Here is a 20,587-nt window from a genome sequence, read left to right as displayed (position 1 = left end):
CTCACCCCCGGGATATTTCGGCCACGTTGAAAGGATAGAGTGGGATGAGCGGGATGCGCGATGAGATGGAGCTTCGGGAAGAGGCGATCCGGGCGCATTACGGGGCGGCCTCGGCGCTGCTGGTGGGGCTTGACCATGCGCCGCGCCTGGCTCAGGCGCGGGAGGTGGCGCCGGTTGAGCGCTCGCCCGGCGTGACGGGGACGGGGCGGCGGTTTCGTTCGACCACGCCGGGATTGGTGACGCGCGCGACCGTGCGGGCCGAAGGGGTGCGCTTGACCGAGCGGGTGCAGGCGGTCGGCGGCGACGATCTGCCGACGCCAGCGCAGGCGGCGGTCTTGCAGGCGTTGCGCCGAGGGCTGGCGATTGCGCTTGCCATGGGCGAGGCGGTCTCGGAGGTGAGCGGCCTTGTCGAGTTGAAGAAAGCCAATCTGGAGGGGCGACTGCCCGAGGCACGCCGCGCGGAATTTACCGAGTTGCTGGGGGCGGAGGCGCTGGCGGTGCTGTCGGTCTTTGCCAATGCCACCGGGTTTCTGTTGGGGCCGCAGGCCGGGGAGCAATCCGTCGAGATCGGCGAGGTTGAGGAGGTGCTGACCGACAATGCTCCGCTTGCGCTGCATGGCGCGCTGTGGGAACTGGATCAGGACATCGCCCTGCATGCAACCGACGAGGGCGCGCTGATCGCCACAGTTCTTGCCTTTGTCGAGGCGTTGAGTGCCAAGGTTCGACTGCGTGGCGAGAATGCGCCGCGGATCGGTGCCTTCACCGGGGCGGCCTGGCGCGTCGAGGCTGACGATCTGCCGATTGCCGGTTTTGCGCCTTCGCGCAAGGCGCGGGGCTCTAGCCTCGTGATGCAGTTCAAGAAGCCCGAGGAGGTCGTCGGCAACCACATCGCCAAGTATCAGGCGATGCGGCTGGCCAAGATGCTGATGGCCTATGATTTCGAGCGCAAGCTCAACCCCTTCGCCGAGCTTGGGGGCTTCATCTTCACCTTTATGGGGGATGGCAAACCCGGCACGGGCAAGACCACGCTCATCCAGATGATGGCAGGGTTGCTGAACGATTACTGCAAGGTGGCGGGCTATCCGTTCCGCTACCAGAACTTCGGCATCGACAATATAGACAGCTATCAGGGCAAGTCGGGGCAGAATGCCAAGGCCTTCATCCAGAATGTCATGGACCCGGCGGTGATCGGTTTCGGCACGGTGGACGATATCGACCAGATTGCGGGCAAGCGCGGCGACCGGCAATCGAGCGCGGGTCAACAGGAGGTCACCGCCGTTCTGATGGAGGCCTTTGCCGGCGCCAACACGGTCGTGCGCGGCAATTGCACCTTCGGTATGTTCTCGAACTACCCCGAGAATGTGGACGATGCGCTGCGCCAGCGCGCCGGGGCGCGGTTTCTGGTGGACGGGCCGCAGACACGCGCGGATTACATCGACATCCTCGCGCTGCTTCTGGGCAAGCGGCACGAGATCCCCTTGGGCGATCACGACCTCTTCGCCGCGCAAGAGATCAAGCGGGCCGTTGCCCACAGCTTTGCCAATCACAACACCCCGCAGGAGGCCGGTCTGCGCGCGGTCTTTGCCGAGGTCAACGCGCGGGTGGGGGCGCTTGATACGATCGAGAAACTGGGGGCCTATCTCAAGGCGATCCAAGAGGCCGATCCGCGCTTTACCGGGCGTGCGATCAAGAACATCACCGATGCGGTGAAAGTGCGCGCGATGGATTTCGAGCTGCCCGATGAATGGATGGAGAGCCCCGATCTCTTCCTCTTCAAGAGCTATGACGAGAAGGTGTCGATGATCGGAGCGTTGCGCCGCCCGATTACCGCCGAGATGGTCATTCAGGAAATCAACCGCTATGCCGACAGCGAGTTCCGCTATGCGGACAAGTCGGACGAGGTCGCGATCGAGGCCATGGTGCGCGACATGAAGCGCGCCGAGGAAGCCAAGCGGCGCTATTTGGAGGAACGCGAATGACCCAGTTTCTGGCCTTCGGGCTGATCATCTGCCTCGCCATGGGCTTTTGGCTGTCGAACAATCCCTGGGGCAAAATGCTGGCCATCCTGCCGCTGGGGATGCTGGTTCCGGCCTTCTACGGTGCCGCGGTGGATTGCGGCTTGGGGTTCGTGACCGAATTCTTCGGTGCCGGGCAGTGCCAAAGCGGCAACACGCCGCAGCAGGTGTTCGCGGGCATGTATGTGCTGAGCTTTGTGCCGGTCGTGGTCTTTGCTGTCCTCTCGAAGATCGGTCGGGGTATCTGGGCCGGTCGCGGCGCGTGATCGGGTGCTGAGTAGCTATCGGGAGCGTTGATGAAACGTCTGATCGAAAAGGGGCTGATGTTCGGCAATCTGGTGCGGGTGGACAGCCCGGCGCTGGTCGAGCGGTATAACCGCGGCCTGCGCCAGCTTGCGCGCAAGGAAACCGCCCTGACCGAGTTTCACATCGACCTGTCGGGCTATTCGCCCGAGATCGGCGAAGAGCTTGGCGATCACCTGTATCTCAACCCGAACGGTTGCAACCGGCAGTTCATCCTGCTCTCGACCGAGCAGAAATCGGCTCCGTTGCTGAATGCCAAGTTCTCGATGTCGCGCTCCATCCTGCGCCGGTTCATCGAAGAAAACGAGGAGCAGCTGTTCAGCCTGACCGCCCGCGATGCGGTGGTGGGCGAGCTTGAGGACACGGTCTATGAGCTTGGCTCGGCTGTGCGTCTCTTCGACATTCAGCGCATTACCGTGGTGGCCGACACCACCGGCAATCATGTGGCTGAATCCGAGAAACTCTCGGGGCTGATCACACGGTTTCGGACGGATCCCGAGGGCTGGTATGACGATGCGCTGATCTCTGAGATGATCGGGCTGGCCGAGCGGACCGGCGATGTCACCCGCAATCCGGTCGCGCTGCGCGCCACAAGTTTCGAGACGCCCGATTTCTGGACGGCGCATTTTGGCGGGCTCTACATCTTTCGCTCGGTTCCGCATCCGGCGGCGATTGCCATGGGCGACCGGATCGCGCTTGGGGCGCTGCCCATCGACTATGTCTTCGCGCATGAGCAGCGCAACGAGATCGCGAAGTTCCTGGAAATGAACGCGCTGGTCGAGCCGATCGTTCGGGCGCGCGGGGCGGATGCGGGGGCGATCCTGCGCCAGAAGATGGACTTCATTCTGGTCGAGGCGGCCAGCCGCCTTGGTCTTGATGCCGGCAGCGGCTCTCGCCGCGAGTTGCGCGCGATCGCGCAGCATCTGGGCTCGGCCCTGCCCGAGGAATTTCAGGCGCTGGCCGCCATCTTGCGCTGGCTTGAGGCGGGCGGCCCCTGGCCCCGGATCGACAGCCGCCACCCGGCCTATTTCTACACACTGCGCGCCGCGCAGGGACCGCTACGTGATCTGGTCAACATGTTGCTGGCCGAGCTTTGCCCGCTGGACGTGCGGCAGATGTTCATCTGCCACAAGGAGCTGTTCTACCGTCTCTATGCGACTTGGCCCGAGGCCAAGAAGGCCTATGTGGCGGATTTTCTGGAAAGGGAGTATCAGATCGACAAGGCGGGCGCGCGCCGGGCGCTCTTCGGCGCGGAGCCGGGCATGGAGGATCTCCCTGCTCCCGGCCCCTGGGATGCCGCGCCCGTGCCGCCCAAGGCGCCAAGCCCGCGTGACGCGGTCGATCTGGTCGGGCCCTGGGGCGCTGTGTTGCGAGGTCGGCGATGATCGGTTTTCTGAGGCTTGCAATTCTCGGGGCAGTGGGTGCGGCGGTGGCCTATTGGGTGTTGCTGATCTATTCGCGCTCGTTGCGCCGCGAGGCGCTGGAAAAGGAATGGGATGCGGACCCGCCCGTGGGTGCCACGCCCGAAGGCCGCGATCTCTTTATCGAAGAGGGGATGGCCGAATATGAGCGCAGCCTGCGGCGCAAGCTGATCTGGCTGGTGCTGGTGCTGCCCGCGGTGGTCGTGGGCGTGCTGATCTATCTGGTGAATTACGCGTGAGGCCGTGATGAAATACGTCAAATGGACATTCTGGGCGCTTCTGGCGCTGATCGTCGGGGGCTTTCTGCACTACACCTTGCCGCAGCATGATATCGTGCGCGTGGTGAATACCTATCAGGAGCGGCAGGATCTGGGCGACTGGACGCGGATCTTCTGGTCCGATCCAGACGACCAGTCCAGCACGCTGACCAATCGCGATGTGCAGTTCATCTCGACCATTCGCGCCAATGGTAAGCCGATGGTGTATCGTAACGAGGATACCGGCTGGAACTGGCCGCCCTATTTCAAGTTCGATACCGCCAGCCTTCAGACCGAGGCGGACGACCTGAAATCCTCGCCAGAGAGCCCGAAATGGGCTGTGATCACCCATTACGGCTGGCGTAACCAGCTGTTCTCGATCTTCCCGAATGCGGTCGGGATCAAGCCGGTCGCCGGGCCTGATGTGCGGATCATCCCCTGGGTCAATATCTTCCTGCTGGTGGTTCTGCTGATCATCGTGCTGACTGTCCGCGCCATCTGGCGGCAGTTCCGCGAACGTTCGATTGACCCGCTGGTCGAGGATGTGGGCGAGGCCTGGGACGAGGTCGAGGAACGCGCCGATGCCGCGGGGGACCGCGCGCGGGGCGTCTGGGGCCGGTTCATGGATTGGCTTCGAACCTGGTCGGGCAAACCCCGGAAATGAATTGGGCGGCGCGGGGCAAACCCCGCGCCGTTTTCATTCGCCGTAGGGCACCCAGATCGTCTTGATCTGACTGGCGCGGTCAAGGAACTCTCGCCCCTGCGCGGCGCTCCAGTCGCGGTTGGGTAGCGTCCAGGTGGCCTTGAGATTGGCCGCGCTTTCCGCCTCGACCATCGCGGCGCCCTCGCTGCCGCCGCAATACCACATCGCGGCAACGTCATCGTGTTGCGCCAGTGTCTTTGCCAACTCGTCGCGCGGGCCGGTGACGATGTTCACGACCCCGCCCGGCAGGTCCGAAGTGTCGAAGACCTGGTAAAGATCGGTCGCGGCGAAGGGCATTGAGGCGGCGGGGATCGCCACCACCCGGTTGCCCATCGCGATGGCGGGCAGCACCAGCGAGGCAAAGCCCAAGAGGGGCGCCGCATCCGGGCAGGCGATGCCGATGACGCCCCAGGGTTCGTTCATGGCGACGGTCACATTGCGCGTCTTGGTGGATTTTACCGCGCCGTCGAACTTGTCCGCCCAGGCCGCGTAATAGAAGGCGCGGCGGATCGTGGCCGCGACCTCCTTGGGGCTGTGGCCAGTGTCGTGCAGGCGGGCCTCGAACTCGGCCTGACGCGCGGCGAGGTTTTCAGCGATGTAATACAGCACCTGCGCCCGATTATGGCCGGTCACCTTGCCCCAGCCGCTGGCCTTATGCGCAGCCTCGACCGCGTTGCGGATGTCCTTGCGGTTGCCAAGGGGGGCCAGGCCGATCTCGCGGCCCTTGTAGGTGACGGCGTAGGAATAGCCGCTGTCGGGGCGGCTTTGCTTGCCGCCGATATAGAGCTTGGCGGTGCGGTCGATGCCGGGGGCGGCGGGGGAACCCGTCTGCGGCGCGGCATCGAGTCGCCCCGCAGCCGCCTCGGGCTGCGCCTTCGGGCCCGGGCGGCGCAGGTAGGCGGCCATGCCCTCGCGCCCGCCTTCGCGGCCAAAGCCGCTCTCGCGCATCCCGCCAAAGCCTGCGGCGGCATCGAAGACGTTGGTTGCGTTGATCCACACGACCCCGGCCTTGACCTTGGTGGCGATGTCCATCGCCAGCGTCAGGTTCTCGGACCAGATCGAGGCCGATAGGCCGTAGCGCGTGTTATTGGCCAGTTCCACCGCCTCATCCGGCGTGCGGAAGGTCGAAAGCGTGGCGACCGGGCCGAAGATTTCCTCGACCATCGCCGGGTTGGCGGGGTGCGCGTCCAATAGGATGCCCGGCGCGTAGAAGCTGCCCTTGGGGGGCAGTTGGCACTCGGCCTGGATCAGGCGCGCGCCTGCAGCCTCACCCGCGCTGATGAGGTCATGGATGCGGGCCAGTTGCACCGGATGCACGATCGCGCCCATGTCGGTGCATTTGTCGAGTGGCTCGCCAACGCGCAGCTTGGCCAGCCGCGCGGTCAGGCGGCGGGTGAAATCCTCAGCCACAGATTCGGCGGCCAGAATGCGCGACCCGGCGCAGCAGACCTGGCCCTGGTTGAACCAGATCGCATCCACCACGCCCTCGACCGCCGCATCCAGATCGGCGTCGGCGAAGACGATGAAGGGCGACTTGCCGCCGAGTTCCAGTGTCAGCGCCTTACCGCTGCCCGCCGTGGCGCGGCGGATGAGGCGGCCAACCTCGGTCGAGCCGGTGAAGGCGATCTTGTCGACTTCGGCCGCGACCAGGGCCGCACCTGTGCGCCCGTCTCCGGTGACGATATTCACCACGCCCTTGGGCAGGCCGACCTCGGCGCAGATCTCGGCGAAGGCCAGCGCAGTCAGGGGGGTATACTCCGCGGGTTTGAGCACCACCGTATTCCCGGCGGCAAGCGCTGGCGCGACCTTCCAGGCCAGCATCAAGAGCGGGAAGTTCCACGGGATGATCTGGCCGCAGACGCCGTGCGGGGCGTGGCCGGGGAACTCGTCCTCGATCAGTTCGGCCCAACCGGCGTGATGGTAGAAGTGGCGGATCGCCAGCGGCACATCCACATCGCGGCTCTCGCGGATCGGCTTGCCGTTGTCGAGGGTTTCGAGCACCGACAGGAAGCGCTCGCGCTTTTGCAGGTGGCGGGCGATGGCGTAAAGCCACTGCGCGCGCTCATGCCCGCTCAGGCCCGCCCATTTCGGCAATGCCTTGCGCGCGGCTTTCACGGCGGCGGTGATGTCATCCTCGGTGCCCTGCGTGACCTCGGCCAAAGGCTCGCCCGTCGCCGGATTGTCGGCGGCGAAGGTCTCGCCCGGCTTGGTGAAGGCACCGTTGATGAAATGGCCAAAGCGCCCGCGCGCGGCCAGCCAGGCGGTCACTTCGCCGCTGGCTTCTGGGGCGGGGCCGTAGTCCATGGTCTCGAGGATCTCTTTCACGGTCGGCATCTTTCCCTCAGGCGATCGCGTGGCGGGACGAGGACGCGTAGCGCCCGGTGACATGGTGTTCGAGCTGGCGTTCAATGTCGGCCAGCATGGACGAGGCACCAAGGCGGAAGAGGTCGGGGCGCAGCCAGTCGGTGCCCATCTCCTCTTTCATGAGGATCTGCCAGGCCAGCGCGTCCTTGGCGGTCTTCATGCCGCCTGCGGGCTTGAAGCCGATCCGGTAGCCCGTGCGCGCGCCATAGTCGCGCAGCGCGCGCACCATGGTCAGGCTGACGGGCAGGGTGGCGTTGACGCCTTCCTTGCCGGTCGAGGTCTTGATGAAATCCGCCCCCGCCTGCATCGCCACCATCGAGGCCTTGTAGACATTGCGCAGCGTCTTCAGATCGCCCGTTGCAAGGATCGCCTTCATATGCGCGGCCCCGCAGGCCTCGCGCATGGCGGCGATTTCGTCATAGAGCGCCTGCCAGTCGGCGCGTAGCACATGGGCGCGGGTGATGACGATGTCGATCTCCTGCGCGCCCTGATCGACGGCATAGCGGATTTCGGCCAGCCGCAGGTCGAGCGGCATTAGCCCGGCGGGAAAACCGGTAGCGACCGAGGCCACGGGGATCGAAGTGCCCTCCAGCGCGCGCACGGCGGCGGCGACCATGGTCGGATAGACGCAGACCGCGCCGGTCGTCACGCCATCAAGACCAAGCCCGGCAAGGATATGATCGGCCAGCGGCGCACGCGCCTTGGCGCAGAGCCGTGCGACGCGGTCCTCGGTATCGTCGCCCGCCAGCGTCGTCAGGTCCATGCAGTGGATCGCGTTCACGAGCCAGGCGGCCTGATAGTTCTTTTTCAGGCTGCGGCGCGTGGTCAGCTGCGCCGCGCGCGCCTCGGTCGCGGGGGTATTGACGGCGATCCGGTCGAACCAGGACAGGTCGAGCGGCACGCCGGGATTGCGGTCAGTGGACATGATGGATCCTGAGCTGGTCCGGTTACGCGCAGGCTAGCGCCAGATCGGGGTTGCATCAACGGGCGCTGCATGGATGGCGCAAGAAATATGACCATTTGGTCCAAAAACTTGATGCGCCCAATAGAAAACCCCGCGCGGAGGGCGCGGGGTCTGGAATACTTGGCGTGGCCCGATCAGGCGTTCGCGGCGCGGATCTGGTCGGCGGCGTCTTTGTTGTAGCTCACGCCCTTGGCGTCAAAGAGCTGGTCAAGCTCGCCCGACAGGGTCATTTCGGTGACGATATCGCAGCCGCCCACGAACTCGCCCTTGACGTAAAGCTGCGGGATGGTCGGCCATTCCGAGAAATCCTTGATGCCCTGGCGGATTCCTTCGTCGGCCAGCACGTTGACGTCCTTGTAGGTGACGCCCATGAAGTTCAACACGCCCGCGACGCGGCTGGAGAACCCGCATTGCGGCATTTCCTTGGTGCCTTTCATGTAGAGCACCACGTCATTGGCTTCGATGTCTGCCTTGATCTGGTCGATAGCGGTCATGGAGAGGTCCTTTGTTCGCGCATGAGCGATACACGCTCTGTCAGTCGGTCGGTTCGGGCGCCTTGACCGAAGTCAGGTGCCCGCCGGATATCACTCGGGGGCCTTGGTCGTAAGAGCGAGCGCATGCAGCGGCGCGTTCGGCCCGTCCATCGCGCCTTTCAGCGCGGCGAAGACGGCGCGCTGCTGCTGGACGCGGTTGAGACCCTTGAACGAGGCGTCGATCACCTCGGCTGCCCAATGGTTCCCGTCGCCCGCAAGATCGGTGATGGTGATCTGCGCGTCGGGAAAGCCCTCACGGATCAGGGCTTCAATATCATGGGCTTCCATCGGCATCGGTATCTCCTCGTGCTTTGCGGTCAATCTAGGCTGACTGCGGCGGGGCGGCAAGGGGCGCGCCGGTCGCATCCGCGCCGTGGGGCGAATTGCCCCGGCGGGCGATGGCCCCAAAAGAAAGGCGCGCGGGTGGCCCCGCGCGCATATGCTTTCAAGCGGTTGTCTCAGCCTTCCACGGCGGCGGCGAAGGCCGAGCGGTAAAGCGCCGACAGATCGGCCAAGGGCGCCTTGGCGCTGCCGAAGGCCACATCGCTGCCCCCGAAGACGCCGACGCGCTCCAGCGGCACATTGGCGGCCTTCGCAGCGGCTTCGAGCGCATTCGCGCCCTCGGCATCGCAAGCCACAAGGTAGCGCGCCTGGTCTTCGCCAAAGAGCGTGCCGATAGCCTGCGCATCGAGCGCAACGCCCAGACCGGCGCCCTCGGCCATCTCGAAGGCCGCCAGAGCCAGACCGCCGTCGGACAGGTCCGAGGCCGCTTTCACCAGCTTGCCATTGGCGCGCAGAAACTCGCCGTGCTTGCGCTCGTCATCGAGATCGACCGACGGAGCGCCGCCTTCCTCAATGCCGAAGGCCTCGTAGGCCAGCGCCGACTGGCCGAGGTGGCCATGCGTCACGCCGATCACCAGCGCGATGTCGCCCTCAGCAGGCTGGCCGCCGATCAGATCGTCGAGCGATTTCAGCAGGCCCACGGCGCCGATGGTCGGGGTGGGCAGGATGCCCTTGCCGTCGGTCTCGTTGTAAAGCGAGACGTTCCCCGAGACGATCGGGAAGTTCAGCGCAAGGCAGGCCTCGCCGATACCTTTGATCGCGCCGACGAACTGCCCCATGATCTCGGGCTTCTCGGGGTTGCCGAAGTTCAGGTTGTCGGTCGTGGCCAGCGGCAGGGCGCCCACGGCAGACAGGTTGCGATAGGCTTCGGCCACGGCCTGCTTGCCGCCCTCGTAGGGGTTGGCACGCACGTAGCGCGGCGTCACGTCCGAGGTGAAGGCCACGGCCTTGTCGGTGCCATGCACGCGCACGACGCCAGCGCCAAGGCCCGGGCGCACCACGGTATCGGCCATGACCTGCGTGTCATACTGCTCGAATACCCAGTTCTTGGCGGCATAGTTCGGCGAGCCGATCAGCGCCTTGAGTGCCTCGATCGGGCCAATGGCGGGCAATTCGGTCAGCGGCTTGGCGGCCGGGGTCGGCACCCAGGGGCGGTCGTATTCCGGCGCGGCCGAGCTAAGCTTAGACAGCGGGATGTCGGCCTTAACCTCATTGCCATGGATGATCAGGAAGCGGTCCTCGGCGATGGTCTCGCCGACGATGGCGAAGTCGAGATCCCATTTCTCGAAGATGGCGCGGGCCTCGGCCTCTTTCTCGGGCTTGAGCACCATGAGCATCCGCTCCTGGCTTTCCGAGAGCATCATCTCATAGGCGGTCATGTTGGCTTCGCGCTGCGGCACGGCGTCAAGCTGCAGCTTGATGCCCAAGCCGCCCTTGTCGCCCATCTCGACGGCCGAGCAGGTCAGGCCCGCCGCGCCCATGTCCTGGATCGAGATGACTGCGTCGGTGCGCATCAGCTCCATGCAGGCTTCCATCAGGCATTTCTCGACGAAGGGGTCGCCGACCTGAACGGTGGGGCGCTTCTCTTCGATGGTGTCGTCGAACTCGGCCGAGGCCATGGTGGCACCGCCGACGCCGTCGCGCCCGGTCTTGGCGCCGAGGTAAACCACCGGCATGCCCACGCCCGAGGCGGCGCAGTAGAAGATATTGTCGGTATCCGCGAGGCCCGCCGCGAAGGCGTTCACAAGGCAGTTGCCGTTATAGGCCGCGTGGAAGCGCACCTCGCCGCCCACGTTGGGCACGCCGAAACAGTTGCCGTAGGAGCCCACGCCCTCGACCACGCCCTTCACGAGGTGGGGGGTCTTGGGATGCGAGGGCAGGCCGAAGGACAGGCTGTCCATCGCCGCGATCGGGCGCGCACCCATGGTGAAGACGTCGCGCAGGATGCCGCCGACGCCGGTCGCAGCACCCTGATGTGGTTCGATGTAGGAGGGGTGGTTGTGGCTTTCCATCTTGAAGATGACCGCCTGACCGTCGCCGATATCCACGACGCCCGCGTTCTCGCCCGGACCGCAGATGACCTGCTCGCCGGTGGTGTGCAGGGTGCGCAGCCATTTCTTCGAGGATTTGTACGAGCAATGCTCGTTCCACATGGCCGAGAAGATGCCGAGTTCGGTGAAGGTGGGCTCGCGGCCCATGATGTCCAGCAGGCTCTGGTATTCGTCGGGTTTCAGGCCGTGGGCAGCGACGAGGTCGGGGGTGATCTGCGGCTCGTTCATGAAACTCCTCCGAAGGCGCGGGTTTGCGCGTTCTTTAGGACATGTGGGCCTGCGGGAAAAGGGGCGATGGCGCGCAAAAGCGGGCGGAAACACGGTTTGCGCGCGGTGCATGGCATCAAACCGCCGTGCGGTGCGATCCGTTGCGCCGCCCGCCCCTCTGGCCCACCGTTTTCGCGCGCAAATGATCGAGGAAAGCGATGGGCGAAAAAAAAGGCCGAGCAAAAGCTCGGCCGTAGTCCAACAGGGAGGTAAAAGGTGATGAGAGTTTCCTCAAATCATCGCCTTCGAAGCTCGATTTATGTGCAGAGTTAGAATCGATCAAGGAGAATCATGCTGCAAGTGCAGCATTCCCGCTATGCGCTCAGGTAATAGCTTGCTATTCGGCGCTCATGTCGCCCATTTGCTGGCGGCGGTAAGCCAGGATTTCTTCCTGAACGAAGTCCCTGAACGCGGTGACGCGGCGCGACTGGCGCAGCTCTTCGGGGTAGGCCAGGAAGACCGGCACCTCGACCGACTCGACATCGGGCAGGACGCGTTCGAGTTCGGGGAAATCCACCGTCAGATAATCGGGCAAGACCCCGATTCCGATGTGATTCAGCACACCCTGAAGCACGCCGAAATAGTTGTTCACCGTTAGCGTCGAGTGGACCTCATGCGACAGGATCTGCTGCACGAGATGCGCGCCCGCCGAGACCTGAGGCGTCACAGGGTTTTGGCAGATCAGGCGATGTTGGCGCAGATCGGCCAGGCTTTCGGGGCGGCCGCAGCGTGCGAGGTATTCCGAGGTTGCATAGAGCCGCATCCGGATATTGAGCAGCCGCTTGCGGATCAGGTCGGCCTGGGCGGGTTCCTTCATGCGGATGGCGACGTCGGCCTCGCGCATCGGCAGGTCCAGAACGCGCTCTTCCAATAGCAGGTCGATCTTCAGCTCGGGGTAGCGTTCGTAAAGTTTGACCAGACGCGGCGCGAGCCAGAGCGTGCCGAAGCCCACGGTCGTGGTCACGCGCAACTCGCCGAACACCTCTTCTTCACTGTCGCGGATACGCGCGGCGGCGGAGTCGAGCTTCTTCGCCATGGTCGAGGTGGCGTCGAACAGAAGCTCTCCCTGCTCGGTGAGAATCAGCCCCCGCGCATGGCGGTGGAACAGCGTCGTTCCGAGCGACTCTTCTAGGGCTCGGATCTGCCGGCTGACCGCCGATTGGGACAAATGCAGCGCGTCCCCCGCATGGGTGAGGGAGCCTGCATCGGCCACCGCATGAAAGATTCGCAACTTGTCCCAGTCCATCGGGGTCACTTTCTGATCACTGTAAGCCTTCTACACTTATATTCATTCGCCGAATTTAACAAACGACTTTGCCCCAAAATTGACTTGGTAGGTCAGCTTTTCCGACCTATCATTCCCTTAGGCCTTTGGCGCAAGGGGAGGTGCACAATGGGCGGGCAGGAAGTGTCCCTTAGGGATCGTTTCGACCTATCCAAGAATCCAGTTCTGTTGAACGGGACGCAGGCGTTGGTGCGGCTGGTCCTGATGCAGGCCGCGCGCGACCGCGCGGCGGGTTTCAATACGGCGGGCTATGTGACGGGCTATCGCGGCTCGCCGCTTGGCGCGGTGGATATCCAGATGAGCCGTGCGCGGCGCGAGCTGGAGGCCGCGCAGGTCCGCTTTCAGCCCGGTCTGAACGAAGACCTGGCCGCGACAGCCCTTTGGGGCACGCAGCAGGCCGAGTTGCGCGGTGAGGGCGCCTATGATGGCGTTTTCGGCCTGTGGTACGGCAAGGGGCCGGGCGTGGATCGCTCGGGCGATGTGATGCGCCACGCCAATATGGCGGGCACCTCGCGGCTTGGCGGCGTGCTGATGGCGATGGGCGATGACCACACGGGCGAAAGCTCGACCGTGCTGCACCAGTCCGACTGGGCGCTGGTCGATGCCTATATGCCGGTGCTCAGCCCCGCAGGCGTGCAGGAAATCCTCGATTTCGGGCTCTATGGCTGGGCGCTGAGCCGCTTCGCCGGGGTCTGGGTGGGGCTCAAGACGATGAAGGACACGGTCGAGGCGACGGCAGTCGTCGACGGCGACCCCCTCCGGCTGAGCTTTGTCACCCCCGATTTCAGGATGCCGCCGGGTGGATTGAACATCCGTCTGGGCGACACGCCCGTCGCGCAGGAAGCGCGGATGATCGACTACAAGCGTTTCGCCGCCGAGGCCTTCGCCCGCGCCAACCGGATGGACAAGCGGATGCATGGCCGCGCTGGCGCCAAGATCGGCTTTGTCGCGGCGGGCAAGAACTGGCTCGACCTCGTGCATGCCTTCAGCCTGCTTGGCCTGACCGAAGCCGAATGCGAGCGCCTCGGCATCACCACCTGGAAAGTCGCGCAGACCTTCCCGATGGACATGCGCTCGTTCAACGAATGGGCCGAGGGGCTCGAACTGATCGTCGTGGTCGAGGAAAAGCGCAAGCTGATCGAAGTGCAGGTCAAGGAGGCGATCTTTGACAACCGCAAGGGGCGGCGCGTTCTGGGCTGGCACCATGACCGCACCGGGGCCGAGCTGTTCCCGACCCGCTTTGCCCTCGATCCGATGACCATTGCCGAGCGTATCGCCGGGATACTCTCCGAGGAAGGCCGCGCGACCGAGGGAGTCAAGGCCGGGTTGGCGCGGATCGAGCAGGCTCGGCGCGCCGACAACGCCCCCGAGATCGCGACCCGCGTGCCGTGGTTCTGCTCGGGCTGTCCGCATAACAGCTCGACCCGCCTGCCTGAAGGCGCGCGGGCCTATGCCGGGATCGGCTGCCATTACATGGTGCAATGGATGGGGCGCGAGACCACCGGCTTCACCCAGATGGGCGGCGAGGGCGCCAACTGGGTCGGCGAGGCGCCGTTCTCGACCCGCCCGCATGTGTTCCAGAATCTCGGCGACGGGACGTATAACCACTCGGGCAGCCTTGCGATCCGGGCGGCCTTGGCGGCGGACGTGAACATCACCTACAAGATCCTCTTCAATGATGCTGTCGCCATGACCGGCGGGCAGCCGAACGAGGGTGGGCTGACCGCGCAGCAGATCGTGCGCGAGATCCTTGCCATGGGCGTGAAGCCGGTCGTCGTGGTTTATGACGCGAAAGAGGATCTGGATCTGTCCAGCTTCCCGCCCGAGGTCGAGAAAGTCGAACGCGCGGGGCTGATGGTGGTGCAAAAGCGCCTTGAGCAAACCAAGGGCGTCTCGGCCATCGTCTATATCCAGACCTGCGCCGCCGAAAAGCGCCGCCGCCGCAAGCGCGGCTCTTTCCCCGATCCCGACAAGCGCGTCTTCATCAATACCGATGTCTGCGAGGGCTGCGGCGATTGCGGCGTGCAGTCGAACTGCGTCTCTATCGTGCCGGTCGAGACCGAGCTTGGCACCAAGCGTGCCATTGACCAGTCGAGCTGCAACAAGGACTTCTCCTGCCTGAACGGGTTTTGTCCGTCTTTCGTGACGCTCTCGGGAGCGAAGCTGCGCAAGGTCCAGCCCAAGGCGCTGGATCTGCCGGACCTGCCCGAGCCCACGCTGCCTGCGATCCGGGGCACCCATAACGTCGTGATCACCGGCGTCGGCGGCACTGGCGTTGTCACCGTGGGTGCGGTGCTGGCCATGGCCGCGCATGTCGATGGCAAGGGTGCGGGCATGATGGAGATGGCCGGCCTCGCACAAAAGGGTGGGGCGGTGCATATCCACCTGCGACTGGCGAACCGGCCGCAGGATATTTCGGCCATTCGCGTGGCGGTGGGCGAGGCCGATTGCGTTATCGGCGGCGATCTTGTGGTCAGCGCCGGGGCCAAGACCCTGGGTCTGATGACCGCCGGGCGCACCGGGGCCATCGTCAACGCGCATGAGATCGTGACCGGCGAGTTCACCCGCAACCGCGATTTCCAACTGCCGGTGGGGCAACTCCGGCTGGCGCTGGAAGCACGGCTGCACGACCGGGTGAGCTTCTTCGACGCCTCCGAACTGGCCCGCCGCGCGCTTGGGGATTCGATCTACTCGAACATGGTTGTCCTTGGGGCGGCCTGGCAGGCGGGTTATCTGCCGCTCAGCCACGCCGCCATCCATCGCGCGATCGAGTTGAACGAAACCGCCGTCGACGCGAACAAGCGCGCCTTCGAGCTTGGCCGTTGGGCCAAGGCGCATCCCGAAGCGGCCGCGAAGCTTATCGCGCATGAAGAACCCGCGGCGGAAGCCGATCCGATCGCCTTCCGCGCAGCGCATCTGACCACTTATCAGGGTGCCGCGCTTGCGACGCGCTTCTCGGCGCTTGTTGCCCGCGCTCCGCAAGAGCTGCGCCTGTCCGTTGCCAAGGGCTACCATAAGCTCTTGGCCTACAAGGACGAGTACGAGGTCGCGCGGCTGCATCTGGAAACGCTGGAAAAGGCGCGCGAGGAATTCGAGGGCGATCTGAAACCCACCTTCCATCTCGCGCCGCCCTTCTTGGCCGGCGAGGGGCCGAACGGGCGCCCGATCAAGCGCAGCTTTGGCGCCTGGATGATTCCCGCCTTCCGGCTGCTGGCACGGATGAAAGGGCTGCGCGGCACGGCACTCGACCCGTTTGGGCGGTCCGAGGAACGCCGCACCGAGCGCGCACTGATCGCCGAATACGAGGCCGATATGGCGCGGATTTTGCCTCTGGTGCGCCCCGAGACGCTCGAGATCGCGCGCGAATTGGCCGAGCTGCCGCTTTCGATCCGGGGTTTCGGCCCGGTCAAGGTCGAAGCGGTGGCGCGTGCTGCCAAGCGCCGGGCCGAGCTTCTGGCGGCCTTCGATCAGGGCGCTCCGCCGTCACAACTCGCGGCGGAATGATTTCAGGCGTTTATTTCCGCGCGCGGGGGGCTTATTAGGGGCCAATTCCCCGCCGCGCGCGGGGCACCCTGAGGGGCGGGAGGCAGGCATGGCTGTTGGGGTTTTCGATAGCGGGCTCGGCGGGTTGACGGTGTATGATGCCGTCTCCAAGCGGCTGCCCGATGTGGCCTTCGTCTATTACGGTGACAATGCCCACGCCCCCTACGGCGTGCGCGATGCCGATGACATCTTCAACCTGACCTGCCGGGGCGTGGAACGCCTTTGGGACGAAGGCTGCGATCTGGTGATCCTGGCCTGTAACACCGCCTCGGCCGCCGCGCTGAAGCGGATGCAGGAAAGCTGGGTGCCCAAGGACAAGCGGGCTCTGGGCGTCTTCGTGCCGATGATCGAGGCGCTGACCGAGCGCAAATGGGGCGACAACAGCCCCCCGCGTGAGGTTGCCGTCAAGCATGTGGCGCTGTTTGCCACCCCCGCGACCGTTGCAAGCCGCGCCTTCCAGCGCGAGTTGGCCTATCGCGCGATCGGTGTGGATGTCGAGGCGCAGCCCTGCGGCGGCGTGGTCGATGCAATCGAAATGGGTGACGAGATCCTCGCCGAGGCGCTGGTGCGCAGCCATGTCGAGGCGCTCAAGCGCCGGATGCCGCACCCCGAGGCCGCCATTCTGGGCTGCACCCATTACCCGCTGATGCAAACGGTTTTCCAGGAGGCATTGGGCCCCGACGTGACCGTTTATAGCCAGGCGAACCTCGTGGCGGAAAGCCTGACCGACTACCTCACCCGCCACCCCGAATTCGAGGGTGCGGGCAAGGTATCAAAGTTCCTGACCACGGGCAAACCGGCCTCGGTCTCGACCCACGCGACGCAGTTCCTGCGACGCCGGATCACTTTCGAAGCCGCCTGAACTCATTCGATTTGCAGGGAGATTCCCATGACGCAGAACATCGCGATCCTTGGCGCCTCGGGATATACCGGCGCCGAACTGGCCCGGATCATCGCCACTCACCCCTCGATGAAGATCACCGCGCTGTCGGGCGACCGCAAGGCCGGCATGAGCATGGGGGAGGTCTTCCCGCACCTGCGCCATCTTGGCTTACCGGATCTGCAAAAGATCGAGGAGATCGACTTTTCTCAGGTCGATCTGGCCTTTTGCGCTTTGCCGCACGCGACCTCGCAGGCGGTGATCGCCGAGTTGCCGCGCGATCTGAAGGTCGTCGATCTGTCCGCCGACTTCCGTCTGCGCGACCCGGCCGAGTATGAAAAGTGGTATGGCAAGGCGCATTCGGCGGTCGATTTGCAGAAAGAGGCCGTCTATGGCCTGACCGAGTTTTACCGCGACGAGATTCGCGGAGCGCGGCTGTGCGCGGGCACGGGCTGCAACGCCGCCGCGGGCCAATACGCCATCCGGCCGCTGATCGAGGCGGGTGTGATCGACCTTGACGAGATTGTGATCGACCTCAAGGCGGGCGTCTCGGGGGCGGGTCGGTCGCTTAAGGAGAACCTGCTGCATGCCGAACTGGCGGGCGGCACCATGCCCTATTCGGCGGGCGGCAAGCACCGTCACCTGGGCGAATTCGATCAGGAGTTCAGCCTCTTGGCGGGCCGCCCCGTGCGTATCCAGTTCACGCCGCACCTGATGCCGTTCAACCGCGGTATCCTTGTGGACGCCTATGTCCGCGGCGAGCCGGAGGCGATTCATGCAGCATTGGCCGCACGTTACGCCGATGAGACCTTCCTCGAGGTGCTACCTTTCGGCGCACTCCCCTCGACGCGGTCGATCGCAGGCTCCAATTTCGTCCATGTCGGCGTGATCGGTGACCGTATCCCGGGCCGGGCTGTGGTGATGGTGGCGCTGGACAACCTGACCAAGGGTTCGTCGGGACAGGCGATCCAGAACGCCAACCTGATGCTGGGTCTTGAGGAGACGGCGGGCCTGATGCTTGCGCCGGTCTTCCCTTGATTTAAGTCAGGGAACAGGAACGGCGGGCGGCCGATAAGGCCGCCAGCAGATTGAGGAGGAAACGCGAATGAAGAGCCTCAAGAAAAAGCGCCGCATCCAGGTGCTGCTGGTGGCCGCTGTGGCGCTGGCGGTTTCGACCGCGATGATCGGCTATGCGATGCGCGACGGGATCAACTTCTTCCGCGCCCCGGCGCAGCTGGCCGAGAACCCGCCCGAACCGGGCGAGGTGTTCCGTCTGGGCGGTCTGGTCGAGGCGGGCACCATCAGACGCGGCGAGGGCGAGACCGTCACCTTCAGCGTCACCGATGGCGGTGCGAGCGTTCCGGTGCGGTTCACCGGCGTTCTGCCGGATCTGTTCGGTGAGAACCAGGGCATGATCGGCACCGGCACGATGGAGGGCGATGTCTTCGTCGCCAGCGAGATCCTTGCCAAGCACGACGAAACCTACATGCCCAAGGAAGTCGTGGACGCGCTGAAAGAACAGGGCGTCTATCAGGAACCCAGTTCCTGAGCGCGCGCTGCCTCGGCGCGGCGTTAACCTGATCGCGTGACCATCCCCCGGCCAAGTCTGGGGGATGTCCATGAAATCAGTCACCGAAATCGCTACCGAGATCGTCGCCCGCGAGGGCGGCTATGTGAATGACCCCGACGACCCCGGCGGGGCCACGAAATACGGCGTGACAATCGGCACGATGCAGCGCCTCGGGATCGACCTGACCGGAGATGGCCGGGTGACCGGAGCCGATGTTCGTGCGCTGAGCCGCGAGAAGGCGGTCGAGATCTTTGTGCAGCATTACTACGAGGGGCCGGGCCTTGCGCGCCTGCCCGAGGTGCTGCGCGCCAGCGTCTTCGACATGTATGTCAACGCCGGGGCCAATGCGATCCGCGTGCTGCAAGGCCTGCTGACCCGCATGGGCCATGCCGTGGCAGTAGATGGGGTGCTGGGGCCGCAGACGCTGGCCGCGGCGCAGGCGGCGGCCGACAGTGCGCCCGGCCTGATCGCGGATGCCTACGGCATCGCGCGGCGCAATTACTACTACCAACTGGCTGACCGCCGTCCGGCGTCGCGCAAATACGCTACCACTCGCAAAGGCGCCAAGGGCGGCTGGATCCTGCGCGTGGAAGAGTTCATCTCGCCGCGCTTTCACCTGAGCGACGCGGATCACAAGGCACGGGTGGCGAAATGGGCCTGATCGAGAAAGTCGTAGGTGGCTCGGCCACCACCACCGCGCTTGGCAATGCCGCCGCGACCGTGGCCGAGGTCTTCGTGCCCAATGCCACCAAGAAGATGGAAGCGGCGCATGATGCCTACCGCGCCGCGCTGGATGAGCACGGGGCCGAGTTCCAATACGTCCGCCCGGGCCTGTTTGATCGTTTCGTCAATGGGTTAAACCGGATGCCCCGGCCGATGCTCGCGCTCGGCACGCTTGGGCTTTTCGTCTATGCGATGATCGACCCCGAGGGGTTCTCGCGCCGGATGATGGGCCTCAACCACGTGCCCGAGCCGCTCTGGTGGCTGTTGGGCGCCATCGTCAGCTTCTATTTCGGTGCGCGCGAGGCTTACTACTTTCGCACCAAACCCGTTGTGGCGGCTGCCCCGGCGCCCATGGATGACAACCCGGCGCTGAGCGAGATCGAGGCCCGCCGCGCGGGCGCCTGAGCCTTAGAAACTGCGGGTGGGCCGGTCGAAGACCTTCCGGCCCATCAGCGAGCCGACCAGATCGACCATCAGCCGCGCGGTGCGCCCACGATCGTCGAGGAAGGGGTTCAGCTCGACCAGGTCGAGCGAGGTCACCAGCCCCGATTCATGCAGCAGTTCCATCACCAGATGCGCCTCGCGGAAGGTCGTGCCGCCGGGGACGGTGGTGCCCACGGCGGGCGCGATGGTCGGGTCGAGGAAATCGACGTCGAGCGAGACATGCAGCAACCCGTTCGCGGCCTCAACGCGGGCCAGGAACTCGCGCAGCGGCGCGCCGATGCCGCGTTCGTCCAGCACGCGCATGTCGTTGATCTCGACCTCTTCGGGCATCAGTGCCGATTGCTCCGCCTCATCGACCGAGCGAATGCCGAACATGCAGATATTGGCGGGCGGCACCGGGGCGGGGAAGGGTGGGAAATCGTCAAACCCCAGGCGCCCGGCGATATAGGCGACGGGCGTGCCGTGCAGATTGCCGCTTTGCGTCGTTTCAGGCGTGTGGAAATCGGTATGGGCATCGAGCCACAGAACGAACAGCGGCCGCCCCACGCGCACTGCGTGACGCGCTACCCCGGCAACCGAGCCGAGCGAGAGCGAATGATCGCCCCCCATGAAGATCGGAAACCCGTTGGCCATGGCGTCCGAGCCAGCCTCGCTCAGCGCCTCGGTCCAGCCGATGGTCTCGGCCAGATGATGCACCGCCGGGTTGGCATGGGGCACCGGATCACGCGGAGCGGGGCTCACATCGCCCCGGTCCTCGACCCCGTGGCCTAGCGCCACCAACGTCTGCGCCAGCCCGGCAACGCGATAGGCCGCCGGGCCCATCAGGCAGCCTGCGCGTTTCTGGCCGCTGTCCACCGGGGCCCCGATCAGGATGCAATGCGTCATCTACGCCTCCGTTTTCCCGATGATGGGGCAAAGGGAC

At 65.0% G+C, this 20,587-nt stretch carries 18 protein-coding genes; 11 read left to right on the top strand and 7 right to left on the bottom strand.

Translation table 11 applies throughout. The annotated features are described in order from the left end of the window. Positions 1 to 44: 44 nt before the first annotated feature. From KTQ37_RS01535 to KTQ37_RS01515, 5 genes are read left to right on the top strand one after another with little or no spacing between them, the layout of a single operon-like run. Positions 45 to 1,979, top strand: coding sequence for an AAA family ATPase (locus KTQ37_RS01535; RefSeq protein WP_218628701.1), 1,935 nt, complete (start codon positions 45 to 47; stop codon positions 1,977 to 1,979). Further along, on the top strand, positions 1,976 to 2,281 hold the full coding sequence (locus KTQ37_RS01530) for a hypothetical protein (protein WP_218628700.1): 306 nt from the start codon (positions 1,976 to 1,978) through the stop codon (positions 2,279 to 2,281). Before KTQ37_RS01535 ends, KTQ37_RS01530 begins: the two co-directional genes overlap by 4 nt. A gap of 30 nt (positions 2,282 to 2,311) precedes the next feature. Further along, complete coding sequence (locus KTQ37_RS01525; protein ID WP_218628699.1) at positions 2,312 to 3,703, top strand: DUF6638 family protein; 1,392 nt, start codon at positions 2,312 to 2,314, stop codon at positions 3,701 to 3,703. Further along, the gene (locus KTQ37_RS01520; protein WP_218628698.1) at positions 3,700 to 3,978 is read left to right on the top strand and encodes a hypothetical protein; all 279 of its coding nucleotides are present in this window, start codon (positions 3,700 to 3,702) and stop codon (positions 3,976 to 3,978) included. Before KTQ37_RS01525 ends, KTQ37_RS01520 begins: the two co-directional genes overlap by 4 nt. A 7-nt stretch (positions 3,979 to 3,985) precedes the next feature. After that, a complete protein-coding gene (locus KTQ37_RS01515; protein ID WP_218628697.1) occupies positions 3,986 to 4,660 on the top strand; it encodes a DUF1523 family protein in 675 nt (224 codons plus the stop codon). Positions 4,661 to 4,693: 33 nt separating this feature from the next. On the opposite strand, the gene KTQ37_RS01510 is transcribed toward KTQ37_RS01515, so the two are convergent. From KTQ37_RS01510 to KTQ37_RS01485, 6 genes are all read right to left on the bottom strand, one after another. Next, complete coding sequence (locus tag KTQ37_RS01510; protein WP_218628696.1) at positions 4,694 to 7,033, bottom strand: aldehyde dehydrogenase family protein; 2,340 nt, start codon at positions 7,031 to 7,033, stop codon at positions 4,694 to 4,696. 7 nt (positions 7,034 to 7,040) lie between these two features. Further along, positions 7,041 to 7,988, bottom strand: a complete 948-nt coding sequence (gene deoC, locus KTQ37_RS01505) for a deoxyribose-phosphate aldolase (protein ID WP_218628695.1) — start codon at positions 7,986 to 7,988, stop codon at positions 7,041 to 7,043. 173 nt (positions 7,989 to 8,161) lie between these two features. Continuing rightward, the gene (gene grxD / locus KTQ37_RS01500) at positions 8,162 to 8,521 is read right to left on the bottom strand and encodes a Grx4 family monothiol glutaredoxin (protein ID WP_218628694.1); all 360 of its coding nucleotides are present in this window, start codon (positions 8,519 to 8,521) and stop codon (positions 8,162 to 8,164) included. 90 nt (positions 8,522 to 8,611) lie between these two features. Further along, positions 8,612 to 8,854 (bottom strand): BolA/IbaG family iron-sulfur metabolism protein, encoded by a 243-nt coding sequence (locus tag KTQ37_RS01495; protein WP_218628693.1) that lies wholly within the window; start codon positions 8,852 to 8,854, stop codon positions 8,612 to 8,614. A gap of 164 nt (positions 8,855 to 9,018) precedes the next feature. Then, the gene (gene purL, locus KTQ37_RS01490) at positions 9,019 to 11,181 is read right to left on the bottom strand and encodes a phosphoribosylformylglycinamidine synthase subunit PurL (RefSeq protein WP_218628692.1); all 2,163 of its coding nucleotides are present in this window, start codon (positions 11,179 to 11,181) and stop codon (positions 9,019 to 9,021) included. Between the two features lie 376 nt (positions 11,182 to 11,557). Further along, a complete protein-coding gene (locus KTQ37_RS01485) occupies positions 11,558 to 12,466 on the bottom strand; it encodes a LysR family transcriptional regulator (protein WP_218628691.1) in 909 nt (302 codons plus the stop codon). A 147-nt stretch (positions 12,467 to 12,613) separates the two neighbouring features. Here KTQ37_RS01485 and KTQ37_RS01480 point away from each other — a divergent pair, with 147 nt between their 5' ends. From KTQ37_RS01480 to KTQ37_RS01455, 6 genes are all read left to right on the top strand, one after another. After that, positions 12,614 to 16,009, top strand: coding sequence for an indolepyruvate ferredoxin oxidoreductase family protein (locus KTQ37_RS01480; protein WP_218628690.1), 3,396 nt, complete (start codon positions 12,614 to 12,616; stop codon positions 16,007 to 16,009). A gap of 88 nt (positions 16,010 to 16,097) precedes the next feature. Then, a complete protein-coding gene (locus KTQ37_RS01475; RefSeq protein WP_218628689.1) occupies positions 16,098 to 16,910 on the top strand; it encodes a glutamate racemase in 813 nt (270 codons plus the stop codon). A gap of 27 nt (positions 16,911 to 16,937) precedes the next feature. Continuing rightward, on the top strand, positions 16,938 to 17,966 hold the full coding sequence (gene argC / locus KTQ37_RS01470; protein WP_218628688.1) for an N-acetyl-gamma-glutamyl-phosphate reductase: 1,029 nt from the start codon (positions 16,938 to 16,940) through the stop codon (positions 17,964 to 17,966). A 67-nt stretch (positions 17,967 to 18,033) separates the two neighbouring features. Then, on the top strand, positions 18,034 to 18,477 hold the full coding sequence (gene ccmE, locus KTQ37_RS01465) for a cytochrome c maturation protein CcmE (RefSeq protein WP_218628687.1): 444 nt from the start codon (positions 18,034 to 18,036) through the stop codon (positions 18,475 to 18,477). Positions 18,478 to 18,547: 70 nt separating this feature from the next. Next, entirely contained in the window at positions 18,548 to 19,159 is a 612-nt protein-coding gene (locus KTQ37_RS01460) for a holin-associated N-acetylmuramidase (RefSeq protein ID WP_218628686.1), read from the top strand. Next, a complete protein-coding gene (locus KTQ37_RS01455; RefSeq protein ID WP_218628685.1) occupies positions 19,150 to 19,626 on the top strand; it encodes a holin family protein in 477 nt (158 codons plus the stop codon). Before KTQ37_RS01460 ends, KTQ37_RS01455 begins: the two co-directional genes overlap by 10 nt. Positions 19,627 to 19,629: 3 nt before the next feature. Here the strand turns inward: KTQ37_RS01455 and rocF are convergent, their stop codons facing one another. Continuing rightward, positions 19,630 to 20,550, bottom strand: coding sequence for an arginase (gene rocF / locus KTQ37_RS01450; RefSeq protein WP_218628684.1), 921 nt, complete (start codon positions 20,548 to 20,550; stop codon positions 19,630 to 19,632). Between the last annotated feature and the right edge of the window lie 37 nt (positions 20,551 to 20,587).

The sequence above is a fragment of the Sedimentimonas flavescens genome, assembly GCF_019264375.1.
GTDB classification, from domain to species: domain Bacteria; phylum Pseudomonadota; class Alphaproteobacteria; order Rhodobacterales; family Rhodobacteraceae; genus Rhodobacter; species Rhodobacter flavescens.
This window is presented reverse-complemented; position numbering and strand designations above follow the sequence as displayed.